This window comes from Achromobacter aloeverae, from assembly GCF_004121055.1.
Lineage (GTDB): Bacteria > Pseudomonadota > Gammaproteobacteria > Burkholderiales > Burkholderiaceae_B > Bordetella_C > Bordetella_C aloeverae.
Genome location: NZ_PYAL01000006.1, coordinates 108,820 through 130,131, shown reverse-complemented (window position 1 = coordinate 130,131; position 21,312 = coordinate 108,820). Strand labels below are relative to the sequence as shown.

The following is a 21,312-nucleotide window of genomic DNA, read 5'->3' as shown; positions in this document are numbered from 1 at the left end:
GTCAGCCCTCTCTCTTGTCCGCACCCGGCTGCGCGCGCGCCGCCTCGAGGTCGCACAGCGGCGTGTCGCGCAAGTCGCCGGGCAGGTTGCCCACCATGCTTTCCAGCGCCGCGTAAAGGCGCGCCCAGCCTTCATTGGTGCGCAGCGGCACGCCCAGGAAATGGCTTTCCGTCTTGGAGCGCAGCATGAGGTACAGCACGCCGGCCAGCATGATGCTCACCTGCGCGGGCACGTCGGCCTCGTCGGTAAGGCCGTCGACGCGATCGATGAACGCCCGTGCGGCGCGTTCGCGGCGGCCCGCCAGCTGGGCCGTGACCTCGTTGCTTTCGATCAGTTCCCAGCGGCGAATTTCGCGCAAGGTCTCGTTGCCGCCCAGTGCCTCGATCTGGGCATGCAGCATGGACAGTATCAGTTCCGCCGGTGGGCGCGAACTGGACTCGCCGGCCTTCAGCAGGTCCGAGCGGCCGGTCCAGTAATCCTGTTCGCGCATCCAGGCCATCAGCAAGCCGGGCAAGCCGTTGAAATAGCGGTAGATCAGCTCCTTGCTGACGCCGGCGCGCTTGGCGATGGCGTTCACGCCCACACCGGCCATACCCGTTGCGCGGATCTGGTCTTCCAGCGCCTGCAGGATCTGCCGTTCGGTCTGCTCACGCCTCGACATCGTTCATCCTCGCCAGCAAGCGGTTCTGGGCCGGCAGCGCCACCGGGCAGGCCGCGCCCGCGCGGATGCGCACGTAGAGTTCCGTGGCCGCCGCCCCGACCAGGACACCGTCGCGCCGCACGTCGGCGCCCAGGTAGACCGCGGTGCTGACCCGGTCCAGCCCAGCCAGGCGCGGGTTGGCGGTTTCCAGCGCGACGATGGTGCCCTGCGCGTCCACATGCACGCAGTCCCTGGATGCGGACACCAAGGGCACGGCGTCGACCAGGACCAGGAAGCACGACCGGGGCGCGAGCCCGCGCAGGCGGGACCATGCCAGTTCGCCCAGTTGCGCGGCCAGGTCGCCGCGCGCATAGATGGAGTTGTGCAGCAGGCCGAGGCTGGCGCCGGCCGTTGCGCGGCGGAACTCGCCCAGGTCGTCGCGTCGCCGCGCGCGGGCGCTGTTGGCCATGCCGAGCCGACCCTGGGCATCGATGGCCACCAGCCCCGCATCCCATTCGGCATGGGCTTGCAGCACGGCGTCGACCGCCTGTTGCGGCGCCTGGCCTTCCGCCAGGCGGTCGAGCGCGGCACGATTCAGGGCCGTGCCGTCTTCGCCCTGTGTGTTGGGCAGGCGATGGCCGGTGACCAGGCCCACGCCGCCCGCGCCGGCGAGGAATTGCGTCAGGGGTTCGGGGCGGTCCGGACCGCTGGAGATGATCGCGGCCACCCGCGCGGACTGCCACGACGCGGGCATTTCCAACGCGCACACGCCGCCGCGTTGCGTGACGCGGTATTGCAGCGCGCCCGTTGCATCGAGCACGGCCATGACGGCGAAGCCGCCGATCGCGCCTCGCCCCAGCAGTTCCGCGCCCAACACCGCGTCATGCACGGCCGCGCCTGCATATTCTCCAAATGCCGCAACACCGATGGTCATGGTGGCAATGGCCCAAATGTGACCACATGGTCACAAAGGAATCCTAGCACCGGTTTTCCAGACATCACAATCCCGGTGGAAACCCGAATACCGGATCGATGCGACCGCGCCTCATGGACAAGGAAGACGGTTGTCCGTCGGGGTCGATGCCAACAGAAACCCTGGAAAGTCGCCTGCGGGTCAGCTGGGCCGCTGGGCCGTTGCGCTGCTGCGCCGTCGCGCCGTCGCGCCGCTGGGCCGCTGGACCGCAGGACCGCTGGACCGCTGGGCCGCTGGGCCGCTGGGCCGCTGGGCCGCTGGGCCGGTGGGCCGCGGGGCGGCGGGGCCGCTGGACCGCTGGGCCGCTGGGCCGCTGGGCCGCTGGGCCGCTGGGCCGGTGGGCCGCGGGGCGGCGGGGCGGCGGGGCCGCTGGACCGCTGGACCGCTGGGCCGCTGGGCCAGCGGCCCAGCTACCACCCCCCGGGACGCGCCGACAGGCGCGTCCCAGCAGACGCGGCGTCTGCATAAGACCAGCGCCCAATTTCTTTATTCCTTCAAGACATTTGTTTATTATTAATAGTAATTAAAAAACCACCGCAAGGAGAAGATGCGTGAAGGACCGGGCAAGCCATCGCCATGACGATGCGCAAGGATGGGGGAAGAGAATAAGAACCGGAATGCCACGCATGGCGAGCATCCTCCTGGCGGCGGTGGCCGCACTGGGCGCCAACGTCGCCCACGCCTCGGTGGACGCCGACCAAGGCAAGGCATTGGCGTCGCAGGGCATGGGCTCCGTGCCCGCCTGTGCTTCCTGTCATGGCGCCCAGGGTGGCGGCATGGCGGCAGCCGGCTTTCCGAGGCTGGCCGGCCAAGGCGAGCAATACCTGCGCGAGCAACTGGAAGCGCTGGCCAATGGCAGCCGTACCAGTCCGGTAATGGCGCCCATTGCCAAGCAGTTGAACGAGGGCCAACGCGCTGCGCTGGCGCGCTATTACGCCCAGTTGCCGACGACGCTGGACGTGGACGGACTGGCCGCCACGGGCCGGGATGTCGCCAGCACGGCGGATCGCGGCGCCTGGCTGGCGACACGCGGCGAATGGGGACGTAATCTACCCGCCTGCAATCAGTGCCACGGGCCCGGCGGGATCGGCGTGGGCAGCCAGTTTCCCTCGCTGGCGGGACAGCCCGCCGCCTACCTTGTCGCTCAACTGCGGGCGTGGCGCGAAGGCCATCGGCCTCCCGGCCCCCTGGCGCTCATGCCAGCCGTGGCCACGCGCATGGACGACCAGGAAATCCAGGCCGTGGCGGCCTACTATGCACAATTGCCGGCGCGCGGCAAAAGCAGCAGCAGCAGCAGCAGCAGCAGCAGCAGCGCCAACACCGCCCCCACAACCACCGCATCCAATGCCCCGACGGCAACGAACGCCGCGGCCACCCCGCCGGCGACCGCCGCCCACGCGATGGACACGGCGCCCACCCAGCCTCCCCTCTTCACCCCGCCCCCCGCGTCGGCCATACCCGACAATGCCTTCGGCAAGATCGTCCGCCAGGGCGAACAGATCTTCCTGCGCACGCCGGAGCTGGCGCCCGGCTTCGTCGGCAACAACCTCACCTGCGCCAGTTGCCACCTGGACGCCGGCCGCCGCCCCGATTCCGCGCCCATGTGGGCCGCCTACGTGGTCTATCCCGCCTACCGCGCCAAGAACGGCCATGTGAATACCCTGGCCGAGCGCCTGCAAGGCTGCTTCCGCTTCAGCATGAATGGCAAGCCGCCCGCCGCCGACGATCCGGTGCTGACCGCTTTGCAGACCTATATGTTCTGGCTGGCGCAAGAGGCGCCCACTGGCGTCAAGCTGGCCGGCCAGGGGTACCCCAAGCTGGCGCCGCCGCCGCAAAAACCCGACTACGTCCGCGGTTCCGAAGTCTTCGGCCAATTCTGCGCGGCCTGCCACGGCTCCCAGGGTCAAGGCCAGAAACAGGGCGACCATTGGGTCTTTCCCGCCCTGTGGGGGCCTGACTCCTACAACTGGGGCGCCGGCATGCACCAGATCGGCAATGCCGCGGGATTCATCCTGGCCAACATGCCCCTGGCGCAAGCCGGGCTGCTCAGCCCGCAGGAGGCCTGGGACGTCGCCTATTTCATGAACGCCCACGAACGGCCCCAGGATCCACGCTACAAGGACTCGGTCGCGGCCACCCGCAAGCGCTATCACGACGACGACGATACCCTCTACGGCCTGGAGATCAATGGCCATGTGCTGGGCAGCGAGTCGCCCCCGGCGGGCGGACGCCTGCAGCGCGATGCCGAGGCGGACGGCACGGCGGCGCGATAGCGCCTGCCCTGCGTCGCTATACTGGTCATTCCCGCAAGCACCGAAGCACGCATGCATCCGAGCAGCATGCATCCAAGCAGTACGCATCGATGCATGCATGCACGGAAGCACCCATCATGACGAAGATGCCAGCCCCTGAACCGGAAAGCAGCGCAGCACGCGTCGCCCTGTGGCGGGCGCTGCACCTGGAGGTGGATGCCCCACCGCCCATCCTGGAAGACAGGATAGGACTCGAACTGCTGGCGCCCGATCCCAACTGGCGCGAGCGTGGCGACATGCACCCCGGCTTCACGCGCCCATTCCGCGCGTCCATCGTCGCCCGGGCGCGCTACATCGAGGACCTGGTCGCGGAGCGGGCGGCCCTGGGCGTCGATCAATACGTGATCCTGGGCGCCGGGCTGGATAGCTACGCGCAACGCCGGCCGCAAGCCGATGACCACGTGCGGCGCGTGACGGTCTACGAGATCGACCGGCCCGGGCCGCAGGCATGGAAGCGTCGGCGCCTGACCGAACTGGATTACGGGCCATCCAGCCAGCCCCGTTTCGTCCCGGTCGACTTCGAGGCCGGCGACGACTGGCGGGACAAGCTGGCTCAAGCCGGTTTCGATATGGGGCGGCCCGCCGTGGTGGTCTCCACGGGCGTCAGTATGTACCTGAGCAAGGAGGCGAACCTGGCCACCTTGCGCCAGGTGGCGGCCTTCGCGCCGGGATCGACCTTCGCCATGACTTTCCTGCTGCCCTTGCACATGGCCGATCCGGCGGTAAGGCCCGGACTGGAACTGGCCGAGCAAGGCGCCCGCGCCAGCGGCACGCCGTTCATCAGCTTTTTCCTGCCCGAGGAAATACAGGCGCTGGCGCGCGACGCGGGATTCGCCGCAGTCCGGCATGTCACGGCGGCCGAACTGGGCCGCCGCTATTTCTCAGGCCGCAGCGATGGCTTGCGGCCGCCCGAGAACGCCGAGGAACTGCTGATCGCGACGACCTGACCTCGCGTCGACGACCCGGTCCCGCCTACGACGCCGGCCGCCGCACCACGCGGATCTTGCCGCTATCGCCGCCGCCGCAATAGAACAATCCCGCGCCATCGGATTCGAGCCCGGATACGCCAACGCCTTCGGGCATGTCCAGGCTCTCCCGCACCTCGCCCGTCTCGGGGTCGACGCGGCGCAATTCGCTATGGTTGTCCTCCCAGGTGCCGTGCCACAGCTGGCCGCCGACCCAGCTGACGCCGGTCACATGGCGATCGCACCCGAGCGTGCGCAGGACCTTGCCGTCGGCGGGATCCACCTGGAGGATCTGGCGTTTCTGGTACTGGCCCACCCACAACATGCCATCCGCCCAGGCCAGGCCCGAGGCGGCGCCACCGGGCGTGGGGATCGTGGCCAGGACCTTGCCGGATTCCGGATCGACCTTGCGGATGTGTTCGCCGGCGATTTGATAGAGACACCGACCGTCGAACGCCGTGCCCGCGGCGGCCGGGATGTCCAGCTTGCGCACGGTATTCCCACTGGACGGATCGAGGGCGTGCAGGTGTTCGCCCGAGGCGAACCAGACGTGATGGCCGTCATAGGTCAGGCCATGTACGGCGGACACGCCAGGCATGGGGCCGTACTCACGGACAATTTCAGCGTTGGATCGTTTCATGCTCGCTCCTTGGTTGGTTTGAGGTCATGCTACGCGGCGGCCGGCGCGTCCGTGAGTAAAAAATTTGTCGTGATATCGGCGCCCTGCGGCACCGTCCAGCGCCTGGCGCGGCCTCGTCCCAGGGCGCGCACCCGTCCCTGCCCCGCCAGGCTGTCCAACGCCCGTTGCAGGGTGCGCTGGCTGACGCCCAGGGCCAGGGCCAACGCGGAGCTGGACCACGCCTCGCCGTCCGCCAACAGGGCCAGCAGGTCGGCGTTGGGCAGGTCGACGGGCGGCGTCAGCACAGCGACGGCCAATGCCGGCGCGGGGATATCGACGCCCGGCGCCAAGGCATAGCCCGCCGCGGTCGCGCGGATGCCGGCGACCGGCCGCAACGCCGCGCGCAACCTGCCGATTTCCACCCGCAAGCGGGCCCGATAGGACTCGTCCGCGGCCTTGCCACGGAAGATCCGCTGCACCAACGCGGCGCGCGGCACATCGCCCGGCCACGCCTCGCCCAGCGCGCGAGCCAGGCGGAACAGCAAGGGTCGCCGCGCCAGCGATATCGTGGTGGCGCCGGATTGCACGGCATGGCGGCAGCCGTCGATCACCAGCGTGGAGGTGTTCAACAAGGCCTCCACGTCATCCAGCCGCAGCAGACGGACGGCGCCATCGACATGCAGGCAAGCGGTCGGCGCGGCGAGCGCCCGGCGCATGCCCTCCACCTCGGCAATCAAGGCGGCGACGCCGGAACCGTGCGCGGCGCGTGCCGCGCGGTCCAGGGCCAGCCGCGCCGACCGCGCCTGCATCTGGCGCAGCGCGATACCGGCCAGCAGCAGGGCATGGAGGGCCCGCATCGCCGGCGGCGCGACAGCGGCATCGATTGCCACCAAGGCGGCCCGCGCCTGTTCGACGTCGCCGGTCAACAAGCGGCGGCGTGCCTGCAGCAAGCGCGCATACAGGGCATTGACGCCATCGCCGTGGGAGTCGAAGACCGCTTGCGCGTCATCGAGTGCCTGCTCCAATCCGGCCAGCTTGCGCGTGGCCAGCGCGATTTCCGCCTCGACCAGGCGGCAGCGCGCCCGCGCGACGGCCGCCTGGGCCCCGAAGGCCCGCGCGGCACGGCGCACCAGCCCGCGCGCCCGCGCCATGTCGCCGATCTGGGCCATGGCGATGCCGCGCAGCGCCAGGGCGGCGGCATCGTCGCGCAAGGCGACGCGGTTCAGCGCGCTCAAGGGATCGCCCGCGGCCAGGGCGCGGGCGGCGGCTTCGATGCTGGGGTCCATCCGATCTCCGCGAGCAAGCGCCGCGTCATCCGTGGGGGCGGCGTTGGCGCCAATCTAGCATAGGGACGGCGCCCCGCCCGACGCGCGATTGCAACCACGGCGGCACAATGGGACGGCTGCCGCGGCGCGATGGAATGGCTGCGGGGCGCAGCCGGATACGAGCCGGCGCCGGTGGTCGCCGCGCTCGCGCATCGCGCTTCCGCACTGCCACCTCACTCCTCCTAACTGCACCCGCTCACTGCGTCCCCTCACTGCGCGGTGATGCGCGCTTCCTTGATGATGTCCGCATAGTGCGCCGAGTCCTTGCGCATCAGCTCGCCGAACGCCGCCGGCGTGCCGCCCGCCGGCATCAGGCCCTGCTCCATCAGCTTGCGGCGCACGTCGGGGTCATTCTTGGTGATGGCGGTAATCTCGTTGGCCATGCGGTCGATGACGGGCTGAGGCGTGCCCTTGGGCGCGAGCAGGCCGACCCACGACTCGGTGGTGAAGCCGGGGAAGCCGGCCTCCTCCATGGTCGGGATGCCAGGCTCGGTGGGCCAGCGGGCCGTGTGGCTCAACGCCAGCGCCTTGAGCTTGCCTTGCTTGACGTACTGCATGGGCACCAGGATGGGATCGAACACCATGGAGACCTGGCCGCCCAGCAAATCGGTGAGGATGGGGGCGCTGCCCTTGTAGGGTACGTGGGTCATGGACATCTTGGCGCGCAGCGCGAAATCGGCGCCCACCATATGCGCGCTGGATCCCGTGCCGCTGGAGGCGTAGGTGAGCTTGTCCGGATGGGCACGTCCGTATTCCACCAGTTCCTTCATATTGTTGGCCGGGACGGAATTGCTGACGAACAGGAACAGCGGCAGGTCGGCCATGTGCACCACGGGGACCAGGTTCGCCGGATCGTAGGACACCTTGTAGAGGTGGCTGTTGATGACGTAGGCGGGCAGGATGCTGAGGAAGGTATAGCCGTCCGGCTCGGCCTTGGCGGCGTAGGCGGCGCCCAGCTGGCTGTTGGCCCCCGGCTTGTTCTCGACGATGATGGTCTGCTTCAGGCGCTCCCCGAGTTTCTCCATGATGATGCGCGTCACGATGTCGGTCGCGCCCCCGGGCGTATAGCCCACCACGACATGGATGGGCCGGTTGGGCCAGGGCGCCTCGGCTCGTGCCTGGCCACCGAGGCAGGCCGTGGCGGCCAGCGCCAGGGAGAACAGGCGGGCTTTCAGGCGGGCGCGCCGCGGATGCGTGGGTTGGTTCATATCGTCTCCAATGCTGCCGGATGGGTCCGGCTGTTTTAGTCTCACGGCGCCGGGTGGCGCGTCGTGGTTTGCTGCTTGAAAACTCAGGCCGGCTCGCCAGGCAAGGTCAGCACGCCGCGATCGCGCAGGGCGGCGAGCTCCTCGTCCGGCAGGCTCAAGAGGCGTTGCAACACGGCGCGGGTGTCCTGCCCCAGGACGGGCGGCGCGTTGCGTATGGGCAGGCGCTGGCCGTCGAACCGGTAGGGCGGCGCGAAGGTGTAGGTACTGCCCGCCACGGGATGCGGCATCTCGCGCAGCATGCCCGCCTGCCGTGTGCGTTCGCCGGTCAAGGCCTCGTGCAGTCCCGCCACCCTGCCGCACGGAATGCCGCAGGCGGCCAGGCGCGCCAGCAGCACCTCGCGCGGGAAGGCGCGGATAGCCTCGATAAGCATGGGTTGCAGCACCTGGCGGTGCCTGCTGCGCTCGACGTTGGTGGCGAAGCGCGGATCGTCGGCGAGGTCCGGTCGCATCACCACCTGGCGGCAGAACTTTTCGAATTGCACGTTGTTGCCGACCGTGATGATCAGCGGCCCATCGGCGGCCTCGAACATGCCATAGGGCACGATGGAGGGATGGGCGTTGCCATAGCGCTGGGGATCGCGCCCCAGCTGCATCGCGTCCAGGCCGTAATAGCTGGTGGTGAGGACGCCGCAGTCGTACAGCGACATCTCGATGTGCCCGCCGCGGCCCGTGCGCCCGCGCCGCAGCAGCGCGGCCAGCACGGCCTGCGCGGCGCACATGCCCGTCATCATGTCCACCACGGCCACACCGAACTTCAGCGGCGGCTGGGCGGCCTCGCCATTGATGGCCATGAGACCGCTCTCCCCCTGGATCACCAGGTCGTAGCCGGGCCGCCCCGCTTCGGGCGAGTCGCTGCCGTAGCCCGCGATCGCGCAATAGACCAGGTCGGGCTTGATGGCCTTGAGCCGTTCATAGCCCAGCCCCAGCTTCTCCGCGCCGCCATGCTTGAAGTTGTGGAGCACCACGTCGAAGCGCGGCAGCAGTTCGTGGACGATGCGTATCCCTTCCTCGCTTTGCAGATCCAGGGTGACGGACTGCTTGTTGCGATTCATGGCTGAGTAATAGGTCGATTCCGTCTTCCCTATGCGCATCCCCCAATCGCGCGTGTCGTCGCCGCGGGCGGGGTGCTCGACCTTGACCACCTCGGCGCCGAAGTCCGCCAGCACCTGGCCGCACAAGGGTCCGGCAAACACCCGCGACAGGTCCAGGACCCGGATGCCCTCCAGCGGCAAGTCCGTACCCTCCCCTTCCAACGGACGGGCCGCGCCTTGCCCGGCCATGGGCGACGTTCGCGTCTGGTTCACCTTCGTCTCCTCCTTATTCGTGGTCGCGACGGCGATGGCGGCCGCCGCGCGACGCCGTATCGCCTGACGGTCCCTATGCCCGCAAGGCCACGCTCCCTGCGGACGCCGCCGCGTCCTCCCTCGCAAGCGCCACGTAGCGGGCCAGGTGATGATCCTCGTCGCCGAACTGGTGGTCGATCATGACCAGCCGCTTGGCGTAGTGGGCCAGGGGCAGTTCCCAGGTCATGCCGATGCCGCCATGCAGCTGGATGCTTTCCTGCGCCACCAGCGTGCCGATGTATCCGGTACTGTACTTGGCCGCCGACAACACGCGCTCGCGCGCCACGCGATCGTCCGAATCGATCGCGGCCGCGGCATTGATGACGGCCGAGCGCGCCTGCTCCACTTCCAGCAGCAGGTCGGCCATGCGATGCTGCAAGGCCTGGAAGCTGCCGATGGGCACGCCGAACTGCTTGCGGATGCGCAGGTAGGCCAGCGTCTGTTCCTTCGCCACGTCCATGGCGCCCAGCGCTTCCGCGCACAGCGCCAGGATGCCATAGCCGCTGACGCGCTCCAGCACGTCAAAGCCGGCGCCCGCGCGCCCCAGCAAAGCGTCGTCGCCCACGCGCACGCCGTTGAACGCCAGCTCCGCCGCGCGGCCACCCTCGAAGCGCCTGTAGCCGCGCGTGGCCAGGCCCGCCGCGTCGCCCGGAACCAGGAAAAGGCTGATGCCGGCCGTGTCCCCCGGGTGGCCCGCGGTGCGCGCCGACACCAGCAGCAGGTCGGCCTTGTCGCCAAAGCCCACCACGCCCTTGACGCCGTCTATCACCCAGCTTTCGCCGTCCCGGCGCGCCGTGACGGCGACGTTCTCCAGTTCGTAATGGCTGCCCGGTTCGTCGTGGGCCAGCGCGGCAAGGCAGCCGCCGCCCATGATGTCGTCCAGCCGCCCCCGTTGCGCCGGACTGCCGGCATGGAGCAGCGCCTGGCCGACCACCAGCGCGCCCAGCAGCGGCTCGGCCACCAGGCCCCGGCCCAGGCATTCGAACACCACGCCGATGTCGTGGCCACGGCCGCCCAGGCCGCCCGCCTCTTCCGGGAAAAGCGCGGCGATGGCGCCCAGCTCGGCAAACCGCGCGTACAGGGCGGGGCTGTGCCCTTCCTCGCCATAGGCGATCCTGTTGCGCGTCTCGATGCCGTACCGCTCCGAGATGAAGCGGTTGAGCGTGTCCGCCAGCATGCGGCGGTCTTCGGTATGTTCCAGATTCATATCGCCACCCGGTGTCTCGGTGTCTCTGCGTCTTACAGGCCCAGGATCATCTTGGAGATGATGTTCTTCTGGATTTCGTTGGAGCCGCCGTAGATGGACAGCTTGCGGTAGTTGAAATAGGCCGCCGCGGCCGACTGCGCCTCGGGCGGACCGACCGGCGGGTCCTCATGGCCGTAGCGCAGCGCCGATTCGATATACGGTGCGGCGTAGGGCCCCATCGCGCGGCGGATCAGCGACAGCAGTTCCTGGCGTATCACCGTGCCCTTGATCTTCAGCATGGAGCTTTCCGCGCCGGGCGCGCCGCCGCCGGCCACCGCGGCCAGCACGCGCAGATTGGTGGTCTTCATGTTCTCCAGGTCGATCTCGACCCGTGCCACCCGGGCCGCGAAAAGCGGGTCGCGCAGCAGGGGCTGGCCCTGGTAGCGCAGGCGTCCCGCCGCGGTCTTGAGCTTTTCCAGCAGGGCCATGGAAAAGCCCACGCCCGCGATATTGGTGCGCTCGTAGGTCAGCAGGTACTTGGCGCAAGTCCAGCCCTTGTTCTCCTCGCCGACCAGGTTACCCACCGGCACCTTCACATTGGTGAAGAACACCTCGTTGACCTCGCGCCCGCCGTCCAGCGTGACGATGGGACGCACCTCGATGCCGGGCGTCTTCATGTCGATGAGCAGGAAGCTGATGCCTTGCTGGGCCTTCGCGTCCTTGTCGGTGCGCACCAGGCAGAAAATCATGTTGGCGTGCTGTCCCAGGGTGGTCCAGGTCTTCTGGCCATTCACCAGGTAATAGTCGCCCGCGGGATCGGCGACCCGCAACGCGGACGTCTTGAGCGAAGCAAGGTCGGACCCCGCGCCCGGCTCCGAATAGCCCTGGCACCACCAATCGGCGCCATTGAGGATGCGCGGCAGCCAATGCCGCCGCTGCGCTTCGCTGCCGTACCTGATCAACACCGGCCCCAGCATGGTCAGGCCGAAGGAAAGCAGGCGCGGCGCGCCGGCGATGGCGCACTCCGTCTCGAAAATGAATTTCTCGAACACGCTCCACCCGGTGCCGCCATACTCCCTGGGCCAGTGGCTGGCCAGCCAGCCGCGTTCGTTGACGCGCGCCTGCCAGTCCTCCATGTCCTCCTTGGACAGGTGCAGATTGTTCTTCACCTTGTACGCCAGCGACTCGGGCAGCTGGTCCTTCAGGAAGCCGCGCACCTCATCGCGAAAAGCCAGCTCTTCGGGCGTGAATTGCAGATCCATCCATCCGTCCTCCAGACATTCCAGCGCGGCGGGAACCGGTTGCGCCCCTGGTGCCACGTGGAAGCCCAGGATTCTGGCATCGACAAAATCCCTTTACAATCCAGCAAGACATTGACAATCCGTTCAATTTTATTTGACACCGAGCCATGGATCTCGCCTCGCTGACCATGCTTGTCGAGATCATCGACAGCGGCAACCTCAGCCAAGCCGCGCGCAAGCTGAAGGTGACGCGGGCCAATGTCAGCTACCACCTGGCGCAGCTCGAAAAGGCCGCCGGCGTGCAGTTGCTGCATCGCACGACGCGGCGGGTGGAACCCACGGAGGTAGGCGCGCGCCTTTATCAGCACGGACTGTCCATCCGCAACGAAATGCGGGCCGCGCAAGAGACCATCGCCAATCTCAGCCAGGGGCTGGTGGGCCGCATCGGCATCAGCGTGCCCAGCGGCTATGGACAACTGGTGGTGAGCGACTGGTTGATCGAGTTCAAGCGCCTCTATCCCGGCATCGTCCTGGACGTGCTGTTCGAGAATCGCGCCGACAATCTGCGCGATGACGTGGACATCGCCATCCGCATCCTGCCCGAACCGCCGCCGTCGCTGGTCGCGCGCCACTTGGGCGACGTCCACTACGTGGCGTGCGCCTCGCGCGAGTACGTGCGGGCGCACGGCCTGCCGCACACGCTGGAAGCGCTGCGCGATTCGCCGCTGATCACGTCCAGCGTAATGGGCAAGCAGTTGCGCTTGTCCGCCTACCGGGATGGCGAGCGCCACATGCTCATGCTCGAACCCACGCTCGTTTCGGAGCACTTCCCCTTCCTGAGGCAAAGCATCCTGGCGGGCCTGGGCGTGGGGCTGGTGCCGGACTACGTGGTGCAGGACAAGCTGGCCACGGGCGAAATACTGAGCACGCTGGAGGAATACCGGCTCAGCATCTTCGGTACGCACATGTACTTGCTCTACCTGTCCAACCGCCACCAGACGCGCGCGGTGCGCACATGCATCGCGTTCCTGCTGGAGAAGGCGGAAGTCCAGGGGCCATAGCGAGGCGCGCCTGGCCGGGCCGCGCCCGCCATGGCGCCCCGCGTGTCAGGCGGCCATGCCGGCGAAGGGCGCGCGGCCCAGGGTACCGAGCAGGTCGGTCTGGGAAATGATGCCGGCCACGCGGCCGGCGGCGTCGGTGACGATGACCGCGTGCGTGCGACCGTCGGTGAGCACCGGCAGCAGCGCGGCGGCCGGCTGGTCGGCGCTCGTCGTCCGCGCGGACGCCAGGATGTCCGCCACCGTCGCGGCGGGGCGAAGCAGGTCGCGCAATCCGACCGTGCCTAGCAGGTGGCCATGCTCGTCCAGCACCGGCAGCGTACGGATATCGTGGCGCAGCAACAGCTCCTGCGCCTGCGCGGGCGTGGTGTCCGGTCGGGCGGAAATGATGTCGCGCGACATGATGTCGGCGCAGCGCAGGTCGGCATGCGTACGCACCAGCGCCTGCACTTCGATTTCATGCAGCAGCTGCTGCAGGTCATCGGGATCGATGTCGAAGGTGGTTCCCAGCTTGGCGAGCGCGGCCTCGACGTCCTCCTGGCGCGGTCCGACCCGGTCGGCGGGCGAGGGATCGGTAGTGCCGTGCGGATTGACGGCGGGCGCCGGCTTGTGCGGATAGGCCCGGCGCGTCAGCTTGTGGAAGAAGATGCCCAGCAGCACCAGCATGCAGGAATTCAGGCCTACCGGCACCAACGGGAACAGCGCGCCCCACTTGGCGACGGCGGGGCCGCCCAGCGCCACGGTCAGCGCGGCGGCGCCGCCTGGCGGATGCAGGCAACGCGCGATCGACATGGCGCCGATGGCGAAAGCCACCGCGGCGCCGGCGGCCATGATGGGATTGGGCACGACCTGCCCGATGATATAGCCGGCGAAGGCGGACAGCGTATTGCCACCGATGATGGACCAGGGCTGGGCCAGCGGACTGGAGGGCACCGCGAACAACAGGACCGCCGATGCGCCCATGGGAGCGACCAGCAAGGGCAGTTGCGGACCGTTGCCCAGCATCACGGCGCAGATCAGGCCGGTCAGGCCGATGCAGGCCAGCGCGCCGATACAGGCAATGATGCGTTCCCGCGCGGTCGCGCCCGCAAGCATGGGCCGGAAGAAACGCAGCCGTCCGGCTGGCGGCGTCTTGGAAGAAGAATGGAGCAGCGGATTCATGGTGTCATGAACTGCCGTGCAAGGGGAAGAAATCGCCTGCCGTCACAGTTCGGCCCAAAAAAGGGGCCGCCGGATTATTCTGCATTAGTTCCTTATAAGCAAATAACCCCGTCCGGTCCGTGGCCAAACCGGGGCTGCGGGCCGAGGCCGGGCATGGGAACGTTGCCCACGCCACATGCCACTTCGTCGGCACGCCCCATCCTGCCGAGCGGGATCCGCTTCGCCAGCGTCTCGCGCACTTCGTCGGACGCCGCCGCGATCATGGCGGTGTCGGTCGGTCCCGGTGCGGCCGCGAGGAAACAGCGGAGATGCCGTGGTTCCATTGTCAGGCCCTCTGCGTCCCGGCTATCCAAGGATTACTGGCTCGGCCCCGATCTTTCGCGGGCGAAATCACGATAGATCGCGAACGAGCGCGCGAACATTGGCGCCGCGCTTGGTGAGCTGTTCGATGACCTGGCCGCCGACAGTGCCAGTCGCACCGGTAATGAGAATGGTCATGATGACTCCTGGCTTGATTTATTTCTCTGGAAAATTCAGGACGCGATGAAATTCACGACCGTCTTGCCAACCTGCGGCTGGGTGCGATTGCGTTCGATCGCCGCCGGCAGTTCGTCGAAGCGAACGACGGCACCGACGTTGGACTGCAAGCGTCCGTGCACCACGTCGTCGGCGATCGCTTGCAACCGCGCCGTATCTGGCTGGTTCACGAACCAGAGGCCGCGGCGTCCCGCAGGGGTGCTCGCCAGGATGGCCGGCGTCGCGGTGCTGACGATGACGCCATCATCAGCGAGCACGGGCCACGAGCGATTCAACACTTCGCCGCCGACGTAGTCGATGACGAGGTCGATGTTGCTTGCCGTGGCCTCGAATTGCTCCTTGTCGTAGGCGATGAGGTGATCCGCGCCCAGGCTGCGGACATAGTCGATATGCTGGCTGTGGGCGGTGGCATACACCACGGCACCGGCCTGACGTGCGTACTGCACTGCGAAGCTGCCCAGACCGCCCGCAGCGCCGTGGATCAGGATGCGCTGGCCGGTGCGGATCGGACCGGCCAGCGTCAGGCTTTGCGACGCAGCCACCGAAGCGATCGGCAACGCGGCCGCGGCCACGAAGTCCAGCGCATCGGGAATCACGCAGAGATAGGCGGCGTTGACCGCCACCAAGTCGGCGTAAGCGCCCAGCCGGCCGAGCGGCCCCATCACGCGGTCGCCCTTGCGCAGCCTGGTGACATCCGGGCCTACTGCTTCGACGACCCCGGCGAGTTCGATCCCAAGGACGGTGGGCAGTTGCAGCGGATAGGCGTCGCGGACGTAGCCCTCGCGGACCTTCCAATCCAGTCCATTGACCCCGGCGGCGTGGACGCGGACCAGCACCTGGCCGGCAACTGCCGTCGGAGCGTCGATTGTGGAAACCTTGACGGCGCTCGGGCCGCCGTATTCGGTAAGTGCCAATGCACGAACGCTGTTCATAAGAAACTCCTTTGAGGTTTGGGTACGACAAGTCGCGTACAACCGAACAATAGTGAGTTTCATATTCAAAACAAAGACTCTAAAATATAGACATGTCGTATCAAAAATGAGACATACATGGATCTCAATGCCCTTGAGGACTTCCAACTGGTGGCCGCGCATGGCGGGTTCGGTAGAGCCAGCCGCGCTAGCGGTCGATCCAAGGCAACGCTGTCGCGTCGTGTTGCCGATCTCGAAGACGCACTCGGCATCCGGCTCATCGAGCGAGGCACGCGCAGCCTGGAGTTGACGGAAGCCGGTCAACTGCTGCGAACCAGGACAGAGGGGCCGATGCACGAGCTTGTCGACGCAGTAGCCGCGGCACGCGATGGTCTCTCGACGCCGCGCGGACGCCTGCGTATTGCGGCTCCGATTCTGTTTTCGCAAGTAGCATTGGGCCTGCTTGCCGCCAAGTTTCGTGCAATCTATCCCGAGGTGGAGATCGAGGCCGTGGCCGAGGATCGCTTCGTCAATCTCGTTGACGAGCATTTCGATGTCGCCATCCGCATCGATCCGGGCAAGGACAGCGTATTGGTCGGCCGATGTTTTGCTAAAGACAGATTGGTTCTTGCCGCCGCACCATCGGTGCGAATGCCCAAGGGGCGCGGCGATAAGCCCTTCAAGGTTCCGGCCGTCGTCATGCCAACCTACCGCGACGGCGACGTCTGGACTGTCCGCAATGGTCAGTTCACGATCGAACCGCAGCCTGTTCTGCGCCTGTCTTCGCTCCTGATGGTCCGTGATGCCATTGTTGCCGGTGCCGGCGCGGCAATGCTGCCGCGGTCCATCATCGGGGGACTGCTGGAAAGGGGTGAACTGGTGACGTGGGGCATTGCCGGCGACGAAGTCGAACTTTGGGTTCTGCACACGTCCCGCCGGTTGCAAAGTCCCAAAGTTCGCGCGTTCGTAGAATTCATGTGCAACCAGTACCCAAATGGTTCATTCACCATTCCGACCTGGTAACAGGCCAAGCCAAACCTTCGTCAACGGCATTAGTGGCCGGCTTCAGCTTCCTGCAACAGGAAGTCCACCAGCGCCGGGAGCGCCGTGTCGATAGGCCTATTGGGCCGCACGCGCATCACGTATCCCCATGATCCGCGCAAACGCAAGCCTGGCATCAAGGCGACCAGCCGGCCACTCTCCAGCGCCTCGTCCACCAACGGCGCGCGGCCCAGCGCGATGCCGACCCCGGCGCTGGCGGCCGACACGATGGTCGCCATGCCGCTCAACACCAGCGGCGGATGGGCCCGCGCATCGCTCAAGCCCAGGCGGCCGCGCCAGGTATCCCAGCCGGTTTCCGGACTGTCGATGTGGCGTTCCTCCAGCCAGCGATGCTCCAGGAAGACCTTGGGGTCGTCGCGGCGCGAGGGCGGCACCAGATCGGGATGGCAGACCGGCACCACGGTCTCGGTCATCAGCAGGATGTCGCCGGGCAGGGAATCGCGCGGCCCCCGGGGCTGCACGTGCAACAGGGCCATGTCGATTTCCTGCGCATGCCAGGCGGGTTCCTGGCTGGCGTGCAAGTGCACCTGGATCTCGATGTCCGGATGCAGTTCGGCGAAACGGCCGATGCGCGGCGCCAGCCACAACGCGGCGAGCGAGGGGTTGGCGGAGAGGTTGAGGCGCTGAAGGCGGCGCCCACGCGAACGCAAACGCACGTCGCGGCATGCGGTCTGCAGCAGGGTCAAGGCCTGCTGCACGGATGCCAGCAGCGCGGCGCCCGCCTCGGTGGGTTCGGCACGGCGCACGGTGCCGCCGCGATGCAGGAGCGACGCGCCCAGTTCCGCTTCCAGGCCCCGCAACTGGTGGCTGACGGCGCTCTTGGTGACATTCAATTCCGCCGCCGCCCGGCTGAGGCTGCCCAGGCGCGCGACGGCCTCGAAGGCACGCAACGCTGCGAGCGGCGGTGTGCGGGCGGCAAGATCGTCGGCGATGGACATAGTGGGTTTAGTTTATCTCAACCCACGATTGAAAAACTATCGCTTTCTGTATGGCGATCGTTAGGCGAAGATGCCGGGCATAGAGGGAGCAAACCATGTATTTCGACTCAAGACTCTGGCGCTTGACGGCCGGCCTGCGCGCCGGCATGGCGTGCGGCATCCTGCTTGGCCTGCTGGCCCTGGCTGCCGGCATCGCCCGCTACATCTTCCTGGGCCAGATCCTGGCCCGCGTGTTCGCCGGCGCGCCGGCGGCGGAATGGGTAAGGCCGGCCATCGCGGCCGTCGCCATGATCGTGCTGCGCGCGCTGCTCGATCATTTGCGCACCAATCAGGCCAACCGCAGCGCGGCCCAGGTGCAGCAAGTCCTGCGCGCGCGCCTGTTCGACCGCATCGCCGAGCTGGGGCCGGCCTGGCTGGGCAGCCAGCGCACGGGCGGCGTGATGCTGACGGTGGTCGACGGCGTCGAGCAGTTGCAGACCTTCTTCGGGCAATACCTGCCGCAACTGGCGATCTCCATCGCGGCGCCCTTCGCCATTTTCGCCGCCATCGCCTGGTGGGACATGCCGACCGCGGCCGTATTGCTGCTGGCGGCGCTGTTGTCGCTGTTCGGCCCGATGGCGGTGCATATGCTGGACCGCCGCGCCAGCCTGGCGCGCACGCGCGCGCTCAATGCATTCGGCGAGGATTTTCTCGACGCCGTCCAGGGCCTGCCCACCTTGAAGGCGTTCGGCCAGGGCAAGACGTGGGGCAAGCGGTTGGCCGACAAGGCCCGCGAGCTGTCCAACCACACCTTCTGGGTGTTGTCCGTCAGCCTGCTCACGCGCGGCATCAGCGACCTGGGCGTGACGCTGGGGGCGGCGCTGGCGCTCACGCTGGGTGCCTGGCGCGTCGGCCACGGCGCCATGAGCGTGGAAGCGCTGCTGATCGTCCTGATGGCGGGCACGGAGATCTTCCGCCCCTTGCGCGACCTGCGCAGCGTCCTGCATCGCGGCATGCTGGGGCAATCGGCGGCGGCGGGCATCCATGCGCTGATGGACGCCACGCCGGCCGCCTCGGCCACGCCCATCCAGGGGGGCCTGAAGCCCGCGGCCCTGGCGCCGACCATCGAATTCGACGCGGTGGAGTTTTCCTATACCCCGCAGCGGCGCGCCCACCACGGCCTGAGCTTCCGCATCGCGGCCGGCGAACGGGTCGGCGTGGTCGGGCCCAGCGGCGTGGGCAAGTCGACCATCGTGCGCCTGCTGCTGCGCGAGCATCTACCGCAAGGCGGCGCCATCCGCATCGGGGGGCATGACATCGCCACGCTGGACAGCGAGACGCTGCGTTCGCAGATCGCGCTGGTCAGCCAGGACATCACGCTGTTCCACGGGACCATCGCCGAAAACCTGCGACTGGGCCGGCCCGATGCCAGCGACGAGCAACTGCGCGCCGCCGCGCGCGCGGCCAATATCGACGACTTCATCCTGTCGCTGCCCGACGGCTATGCCACGCGCATCGGCGAGCGCGGCCTGCAATTGTCGGGCGGCCAGCGCCAGCGTGTCGCCATCGCCCGCGCCCTGCTGCGCGACGCGCCCATCCTGGTCCTGGACGAAGCCCTGTCCTCCGTCGATGTCGAGAACGAGGCCATCATCCAGGAAGCGCTGGACAGGTTGATGGCGGGCCGCACGACCATCATCCTGGCGCACCGCCTGGCCAGCGTCATCGGCGCGGACCGCTGCCTGGTGCTGGACGGCGGGCGCGTCGTCGAGGAAGGCAAGCATGATGCGTTGATGCGCCAAGGCGGCCTTTACTACGCGCTGATGCATGAACAGGCCGCCGCGCAGGGTGCCGGTGGCAAGGACGGCGCGCGGGCGACAGCCGCCGACGACCGCGGCGCCGTGCTCGCCGGCGCATCGGGCGACCAGGCCGTGAACGAGGAAGCCAACCCCGTTCTTGCCGGGAACGGCGCGGGCAATGGTGGGCTCAATAGTGGGGGCAACGACGATGGGCCCAAGACGCCGCGCCTGCGTGCGCTGAACGACGACGCCGCGCAGGTCGGCTGGCATGCCGTGATCGCCACGCTCATGTCCGTGGTCCGCCCGTGGCGTGGCACGCTGATCGCCACCATCTTGTTGGGCGTGGCGCGGGTCGCGGCCTATATAGGCGTGGGCGTGGCCAGCGCCCTGGTGGTCGCCGCCGTCCGCGATGGCCGGCCCACCGGCATGCTGGTCGTGGCGCTGATGATCGTCGCCCCGCTGGCCGCGCTGTTTCATTGGCTGGAGTCGTGGCTGGCGCATGCCATGGCCTACCAGTTGCTGGCCGACATGCGCGTGAAGCTCTACGACAAGCTGGAACGCCTGGCCCCGGCCTACCTGCTGCGCCGGCGCTCCGGCGACCTGGTGGCGCTGGCCACGCAGGACGTCGAAATGATCGAGTACTTCTACGCCCACACCATCGCGCCGGCCATCGTGTCCGTGCTGGTGCCCTTGAGCGTGCTGGGCTTTCTCGCGGTGTACAGCTGGCCGGTGGCGCTGGCGTTGCTGCCCTTCCTGGGCTACGCCCTGCTGTCGCCCGTGCGCGGTCGCCGTCGCGTCGACGCGCTGGGCGCCAGCGCACGCCAGGCGCTGGGCGAGATGAGCGCGCACGTCACCGACACCATCCAGGGCCTGGGCGAATTGCAGGCGTTCCAGGCCACTGGCCGGCGCCGCGCCTCCTTCCTGGAAGTGGCGCAGGCCTACGGCAAGCGCAGGCTGGCGATCCTGGCGGACCTGTCGACGCAGACCGCATGGTTCGAAGTGGCCATGGGCCTGGGCGGCGTGGCGGTTGCCGTGGTCGGCGCCTTGCAGGTGGCGGCGGGTACCCTCTCGGCCGGCATGCTGCCCTTGCTGGTGCTGATCGCGGTCGCGACCTTCCTGCCGGTATCCGAGATCTCGCAGGTGTCGCGGCAGTTGGCGGACACGGTGGCGGCGGCGCGACGCCTGCATGTCGTGCACGGCGAGGCGGAACCCGTGACCGACGGCCCCTTGCCGGCGCCGGCGTCGCCCCACGGCTTGTCCATCAGCTTCGACCAGGTGACCTTCACCTATCCCGGCGCGGCCGCGCCGACGCTGCGGGAACTCAGCTTCGCGGTACCCGCCGGCGCGACGGTGGCGCTGGTCGGCGCGTCCGGCGCCGGCAAGAGCACGGTGGCCAACCTGATGCTGCGTTTCTGGGATCCGCAAGCAGGCGGCGTGAAGCTAGATGGCGTGGACTTGCGCGAACTGAACCTGGACGCCCTGCGCGAGCGGGTAGCGCTGGTGTCGCAGGACACCTATCTGTTCAACGACACGCTGGCCGCCAACATCCGCCTGGCGCGTCCCGGCGCCACCGATGCGGAACTGGCCACCGCGCTGGACCAGGCGGCGCTGAGCGACTTCGTGCGACGCCTGCCGGAGGGACTCGACACGCGGGTTGGCGAACGCGGCATGCAGTTGTCGGGCGGCCAGCGCCAGCGCATCGCCATCGCGCGCGCCTTCCTGAAGAACGCGCCGGTGCTGATCCTGGACGAAGCCACTTCGCACCTTGACACGCTGAGCGAAACGCATGTGCGCCAGGCGCTGGATGCGCTCATGCAGCATCGCACCACGCTGGTCATCGCGCACCGTCTGTCGACGATACGGGACGCGGACCTGCTGCTGGTGCTGGGACGCGGCGGGCTGTTGGCCAGCGGACGGCCGCGGGACGTGCTGGGGCGGGAGAATCTGTATGCGGGGTCGGGAATAAGCTGACGCGGACGGTCCGCGGCGCGCGCCGAC

General features: G+C 68.1%; 16 protein-coding genes and 2 pseudogenes. 6 read left to right on the top strand and 12 right to left on the bottom strand.

What is annotated here, in order from left to right; translation table 11 throughout:
* Position 1 precedes the first annotated feature (1 nt).
* On the bottom strand, positions 2-661 hold the full coding sequence (locus tag C7R54_RS19805) for a TetR/AcrR family transcriptional regulator (protein ID WP_129152161.1): 660 nt from the start codon (positions 659-661) through the stop codon (positions 2-4).
* Positions 648-1,574, bottom strand: coding sequence for a DUF6963 family protein (locus tag C7R54_RS19800; RefSeq protein WP_129152160.1), 927 nt, complete (start codon positions 1,572-1,574; stop codon positions 648-650). The genes C7R54_RS19805 and C7R54_RS19800 overlap by 14 nt, the downstream gene beginning before the upstream one ends.
* Before the next feature lie 656 nt (positions 1,575-2,230).
* On the opposite strand from C7R54_RS19800, the pseudogene C7R54_RS29070 reads away from it, so the two are divergent.
* From C7R54_RS29070 to C7R54_RS19785, 3 genes and pseudogenes are all read left to right on the top strand, one after another.
* A pseudogene (locus C7R54_RS29070) lies at positions 2,231-2,881 on the top strand (c-type cytochrome); the annotation flags it as partial.
* 132 nt (positions 2,882-3,013) lie between these two features.
* Positions 3,014-3,886 (top strand): c-type cytochrome, encoded by an 873-nt coding sequence (locus C7R54_RS29065; protein WP_204524369.1) that lies wholly within the window; start codon positions 3,014-3,016, stop codon positions 3,884-3,886.
* Positions 3,887-4,002: 116 nt separating this feature from the next.
* Positions 4,003-4,872 carry a class I SAM-dependent methyltransferase gene (locus C7R54_RS19785; RefSeq protein WP_129152158.1) on the top strand — a complete coding sequence of 290 codons (870 nt, stop codon included), beginning with the start codon at positions 4,003-4,005 and terminating at the stop codon, positions 4,870-4,872.
* 25 nt (positions 4,873-4,897) lie between these two features.
* Here the strand turns inward: C7R54_RS19785 and C7R54_RS19780 are convergent, their stop codons facing one another.
* The 6 genes from C7R54_RS19780 to C7R54_RS19755 all read right to left on the bottom strand — a co-directional run bounded on the left by C7R54_RS19780 (position 4,898) and on the right by C7R54_RS19755 (position 11,893).
* On the bottom strand, positions 4,898-5,530 hold the full coding sequence (locus C7R54_RS19780) for a Vgb family protein (protein ID WP_129152157.1): 633 nt from the start codon (positions 5,528-5,530) through the stop codon (positions 4,898-4,900).
* Between the two features lie 29 nt (positions 5,531-5,559).
* A complete protein-coding gene (locus tag C7R54_RS19775) occupies positions 5,560-6,795 on the bottom strand; it encodes a helix-turn-helix domain-containing protein (RefSeq protein ID WP_129152156.1) in 1,236 nt (411 codons plus the stop codon).
* Positions 6,796-7,043: 248 nt separating this feature from the next.
* On the bottom strand, positions 7,044-8,042 hold the full coding sequence (locus tag C7R54_RS19770) for a Bug family tripartite tricarboxylate transporter substrate binding protein (protein ID WP_129152155.1): 999 nt from the start codon (positions 8,040-8,042) through the stop codon (positions 7,044-7,046).
* Positions 8,043-8,125: 83 nt separating this feature from the next.
* Positions 8,126-9,382, bottom strand: a complete 1,257-nt coding sequence (locus tag C7R54_RS19765) for a CaiB/BaiF CoA transferase family protein (protein WP_129152449.1) — start codon at positions 9,380-9,382, stop codon at positions 8,126-8,128.
* A gap of 97 nt (positions 9,383-9,479) precedes the next feature.
* Positions 9,480-10,652, bottom strand: a complete 1,173-nt coding sequence (locus tag C7R54_RS19760) for an acyl-CoA dehydrogenase family protein (protein ID WP_129152154.1) — start codon at positions 10,650-10,652, stop codon at positions 9,480-9,482.
* 32 nt (positions 10,653-10,684) lie between these two features.
* Positions 10,685-11,893 (bottom strand): acyl-CoA dehydrogenase family protein, encoded by a 1,209-nt coding sequence (locus tag C7R54_RS19755; protein ID WP_129152153.1) that lies wholly within the window; start codon positions 11,891-11,893, stop codon positions 10,685-10,687.
* 146 nt (positions 11,894-12,039) lie between these two features.
* Here C7R54_RS19755 and C7R54_RS19750 point away from each other — a divergent pair, with 146 nt between their 5' ends.
* The gene (locus tag C7R54_RS19750) at positions 12,040-12,933 is read left to right on the top strand and encodes a LysR family transcriptional regulator (RefSeq protein WP_129152152.1); all 894 of its coding nucleotides are present in this window, start codon (positions 12,040-12,042) and stop codon (positions 12,931-12,933) included.
* Between the two features lie 45 nt (positions 12,934-12,978).
* On the opposite strand, the gene C7R54_RS19745 is transcribed toward C7R54_RS19750, so the two are convergent.
* The 3 genes and pseudogenes from C7R54_RS19745 to C7R54_RS19730 all read right to left on the bottom strand — a co-directional run bounded on the left by C7R54_RS19745 (position 12,979) and on the right by C7R54_RS19730 (position 15,560).
* Positions 12,979-14,091, bottom strand: a complete 1,113-nt coding sequence (locus C7R54_RS19745) for an HPP family protein (RefSeq protein ID WP_129152151.1) — start codon at positions 14,089-14,091, stop codon at positions 12,979-12,981.
* Between the two features lie 393 nt (positions 14,092-14,484).
* Positions 14,485-14,589 (bottom strand): annotated as a pseudogene (locus C7R54_RS19735) (NmrA family NAD(P)-binding protein); the annotation flags it as partial.
* 35 nt (positions 14,590-14,624) lie between these two features.
* Positions 14,625-15,560, bottom strand: coding sequence for an NADP-dependent oxidoreductase (locus C7R54_RS19730; RefSeq protein WP_129152150.1), 936 nt, complete (start codon positions 15,558-15,560; stop codon positions 14,625-14,627).
* A 117-nt stretch (positions 15,561-15,677) separates the two neighbouring features.
* Between C7R54_RS19730 and C7R54_RS19725 the strand changes: the two genes are divergently transcribed.
* Positions 15,678-16,562 (top strand): LysR family transcriptional regulator, encoded by an 885-nt coding sequence (locus tag C7R54_RS19725; RefSeq protein ID WP_129152149.1) that lies wholly within the window; start codon positions 15,678-15,680, stop codon positions 16,560-16,562.
* Between the two features lie 29 nt (positions 16,563-16,591).
* Here the strand turns inward: C7R54_RS19725 and C7R54_RS19720 are convergent, their stop codons facing one another.
* The gene (locus tag C7R54_RS19720; protein WP_129152148.1) at positions 16,592-17,539 is read right to left on the bottom strand and encodes a LysR substrate-binding domain-containing protein; all 948 of its coding nucleotides are present in this window, start codon (positions 17,537-17,539) and stop codon (positions 16,592-16,594) included.
* A gap of 95 nt (positions 17,540-17,634) precedes the next feature.
* On the opposite strand from C7R54_RS19720, the gene C7R54_RS19715 reads away from it, so the two are divergent.
* Positions 17,635-21,285: an ABC transporter ATP-binding protein/permease gene (locus tag C7R54_RS19715; protein WP_129152147.1), complete on the top strand. Its 3,651-nt coding sequence runs from the start codon at positions 17,635-17,637 to the stop codon at positions 21,283-21,285.
* The last annotated feature ends 27 nt before the right edge of the window (positions 21,286-21,312 follow it).

Bases quoted from the DNA above. Each gene is read 5' to 3' on its own strand.
- C7R54_RS19805 (WP_129152161.1), bottom strand. From the start codon at position 661: ATGTCGAGGCGTGAGCAGACCGAACGGCAGATCCTGCAGGCGCTGGAA.
- C7R54_RS19800 (WP_129152160.1), bottom strand. From the start codon at position 1,574: ATGACCATCGGTGTTGCGGCATTTGGAGAATATGCAGGCGCGGCCGTG.
- C7R54_RS29065 (WP_204524369.1), top strand. From the start codon at position 3,014: ATGGACACGGCGCCCACCCAGCCTCCCCTCTTCACCCCGCCCCCCGCG.
- C7R54_RS19785 (WP_129152158.1), top strand. From the start codon at position 4,003: ATGACGAAGATGCCAGCCCCTGAACCGGAAAGCAGCGCAGCACGCGTC.
- C7R54_RS19780 (WP_129152157.1), bottom strand. From the start codon at position 5,530: ATGAAACGATCCAACGCTGAAATTGTCCGTGAGTACGGCCCCATGCCT.
- C7R54_RS19775 (WP_129152156.1), bottom strand. From the start codon at position 6,795: ATGGACCCCAGCATCGAAGCCGCCGCCCGCGCCCTGGCCGCGGGCGAT.
- C7R54_RS19770 (WP_129152155.1), bottom strand. From the start codon at position 8,042: ATGAACCAACCCACGCATCCGCGGCGCGCCCGCCTGAAAGCCCGCCTG.
- C7R54_RS19765 (WP_129152449.1), bottom strand. From the start codon at position 9,382: ATGGCCGGGCAAGGCGCGGCCCGTCCGTTGGAAGGGGAGGGTACGGAC.
- C7R54_RS19760 (WP_129152154.1), bottom strand. From the start codon at position 10,652: ATGAATCTGGAACATACCGAAGACCGCCGCATGCTGGCGGACACGCTC.
- C7R54_RS19755 (WP_129152153.1), bottom strand. From the start codon at position 11,893: ATGGATCTGCAATTCACGCCCGAAGAGCTGGCTTTTCGCGATGAGGTG.
- C7R54_RS19750 (WP_129152152.1), top strand. From the start codon at position 12,040: ATGGATCTCGCCTCGCTGACCATGCTTGTCGAGATCATCGACAGCGGC.
- C7R54_RS19745 (WP_129152151.1), bottom strand. From the start codon at position 14,091: ATGAATCCGCTGCTCCATTCTTCTTCCAAGACGCCGCCAGCCGGACGG.
- C7R54_RS19730 (WP_129152150.1), bottom strand. From the start codon at position 15,560: ATGAACAGCGTTCGTGCATTGGCACTTACCGAATACGGCGGCCCGAGC.
- C7R54_RS19725 (WP_129152149.1), top strand. From the start codon at position 15,678: ATGGATCTCAATGCCCTTGAGGACTTCCAACTGGTGGCCGCGCATGGC.
- C7R54_RS19720 (WP_129152148.1), bottom strand. From the start codon at position 17,539: ATGTCCATCGCCGACGATCTTGCCGCCCGCACACCGCCGCTCGCAGCG.
- C7R54_RS19715 (WP_129152147.1), top strand. From the start codon at position 17,635: ATGTATTTCGACTCAAGACTCTGGCGCTTGACGGCCGGCCTGCGCGCC.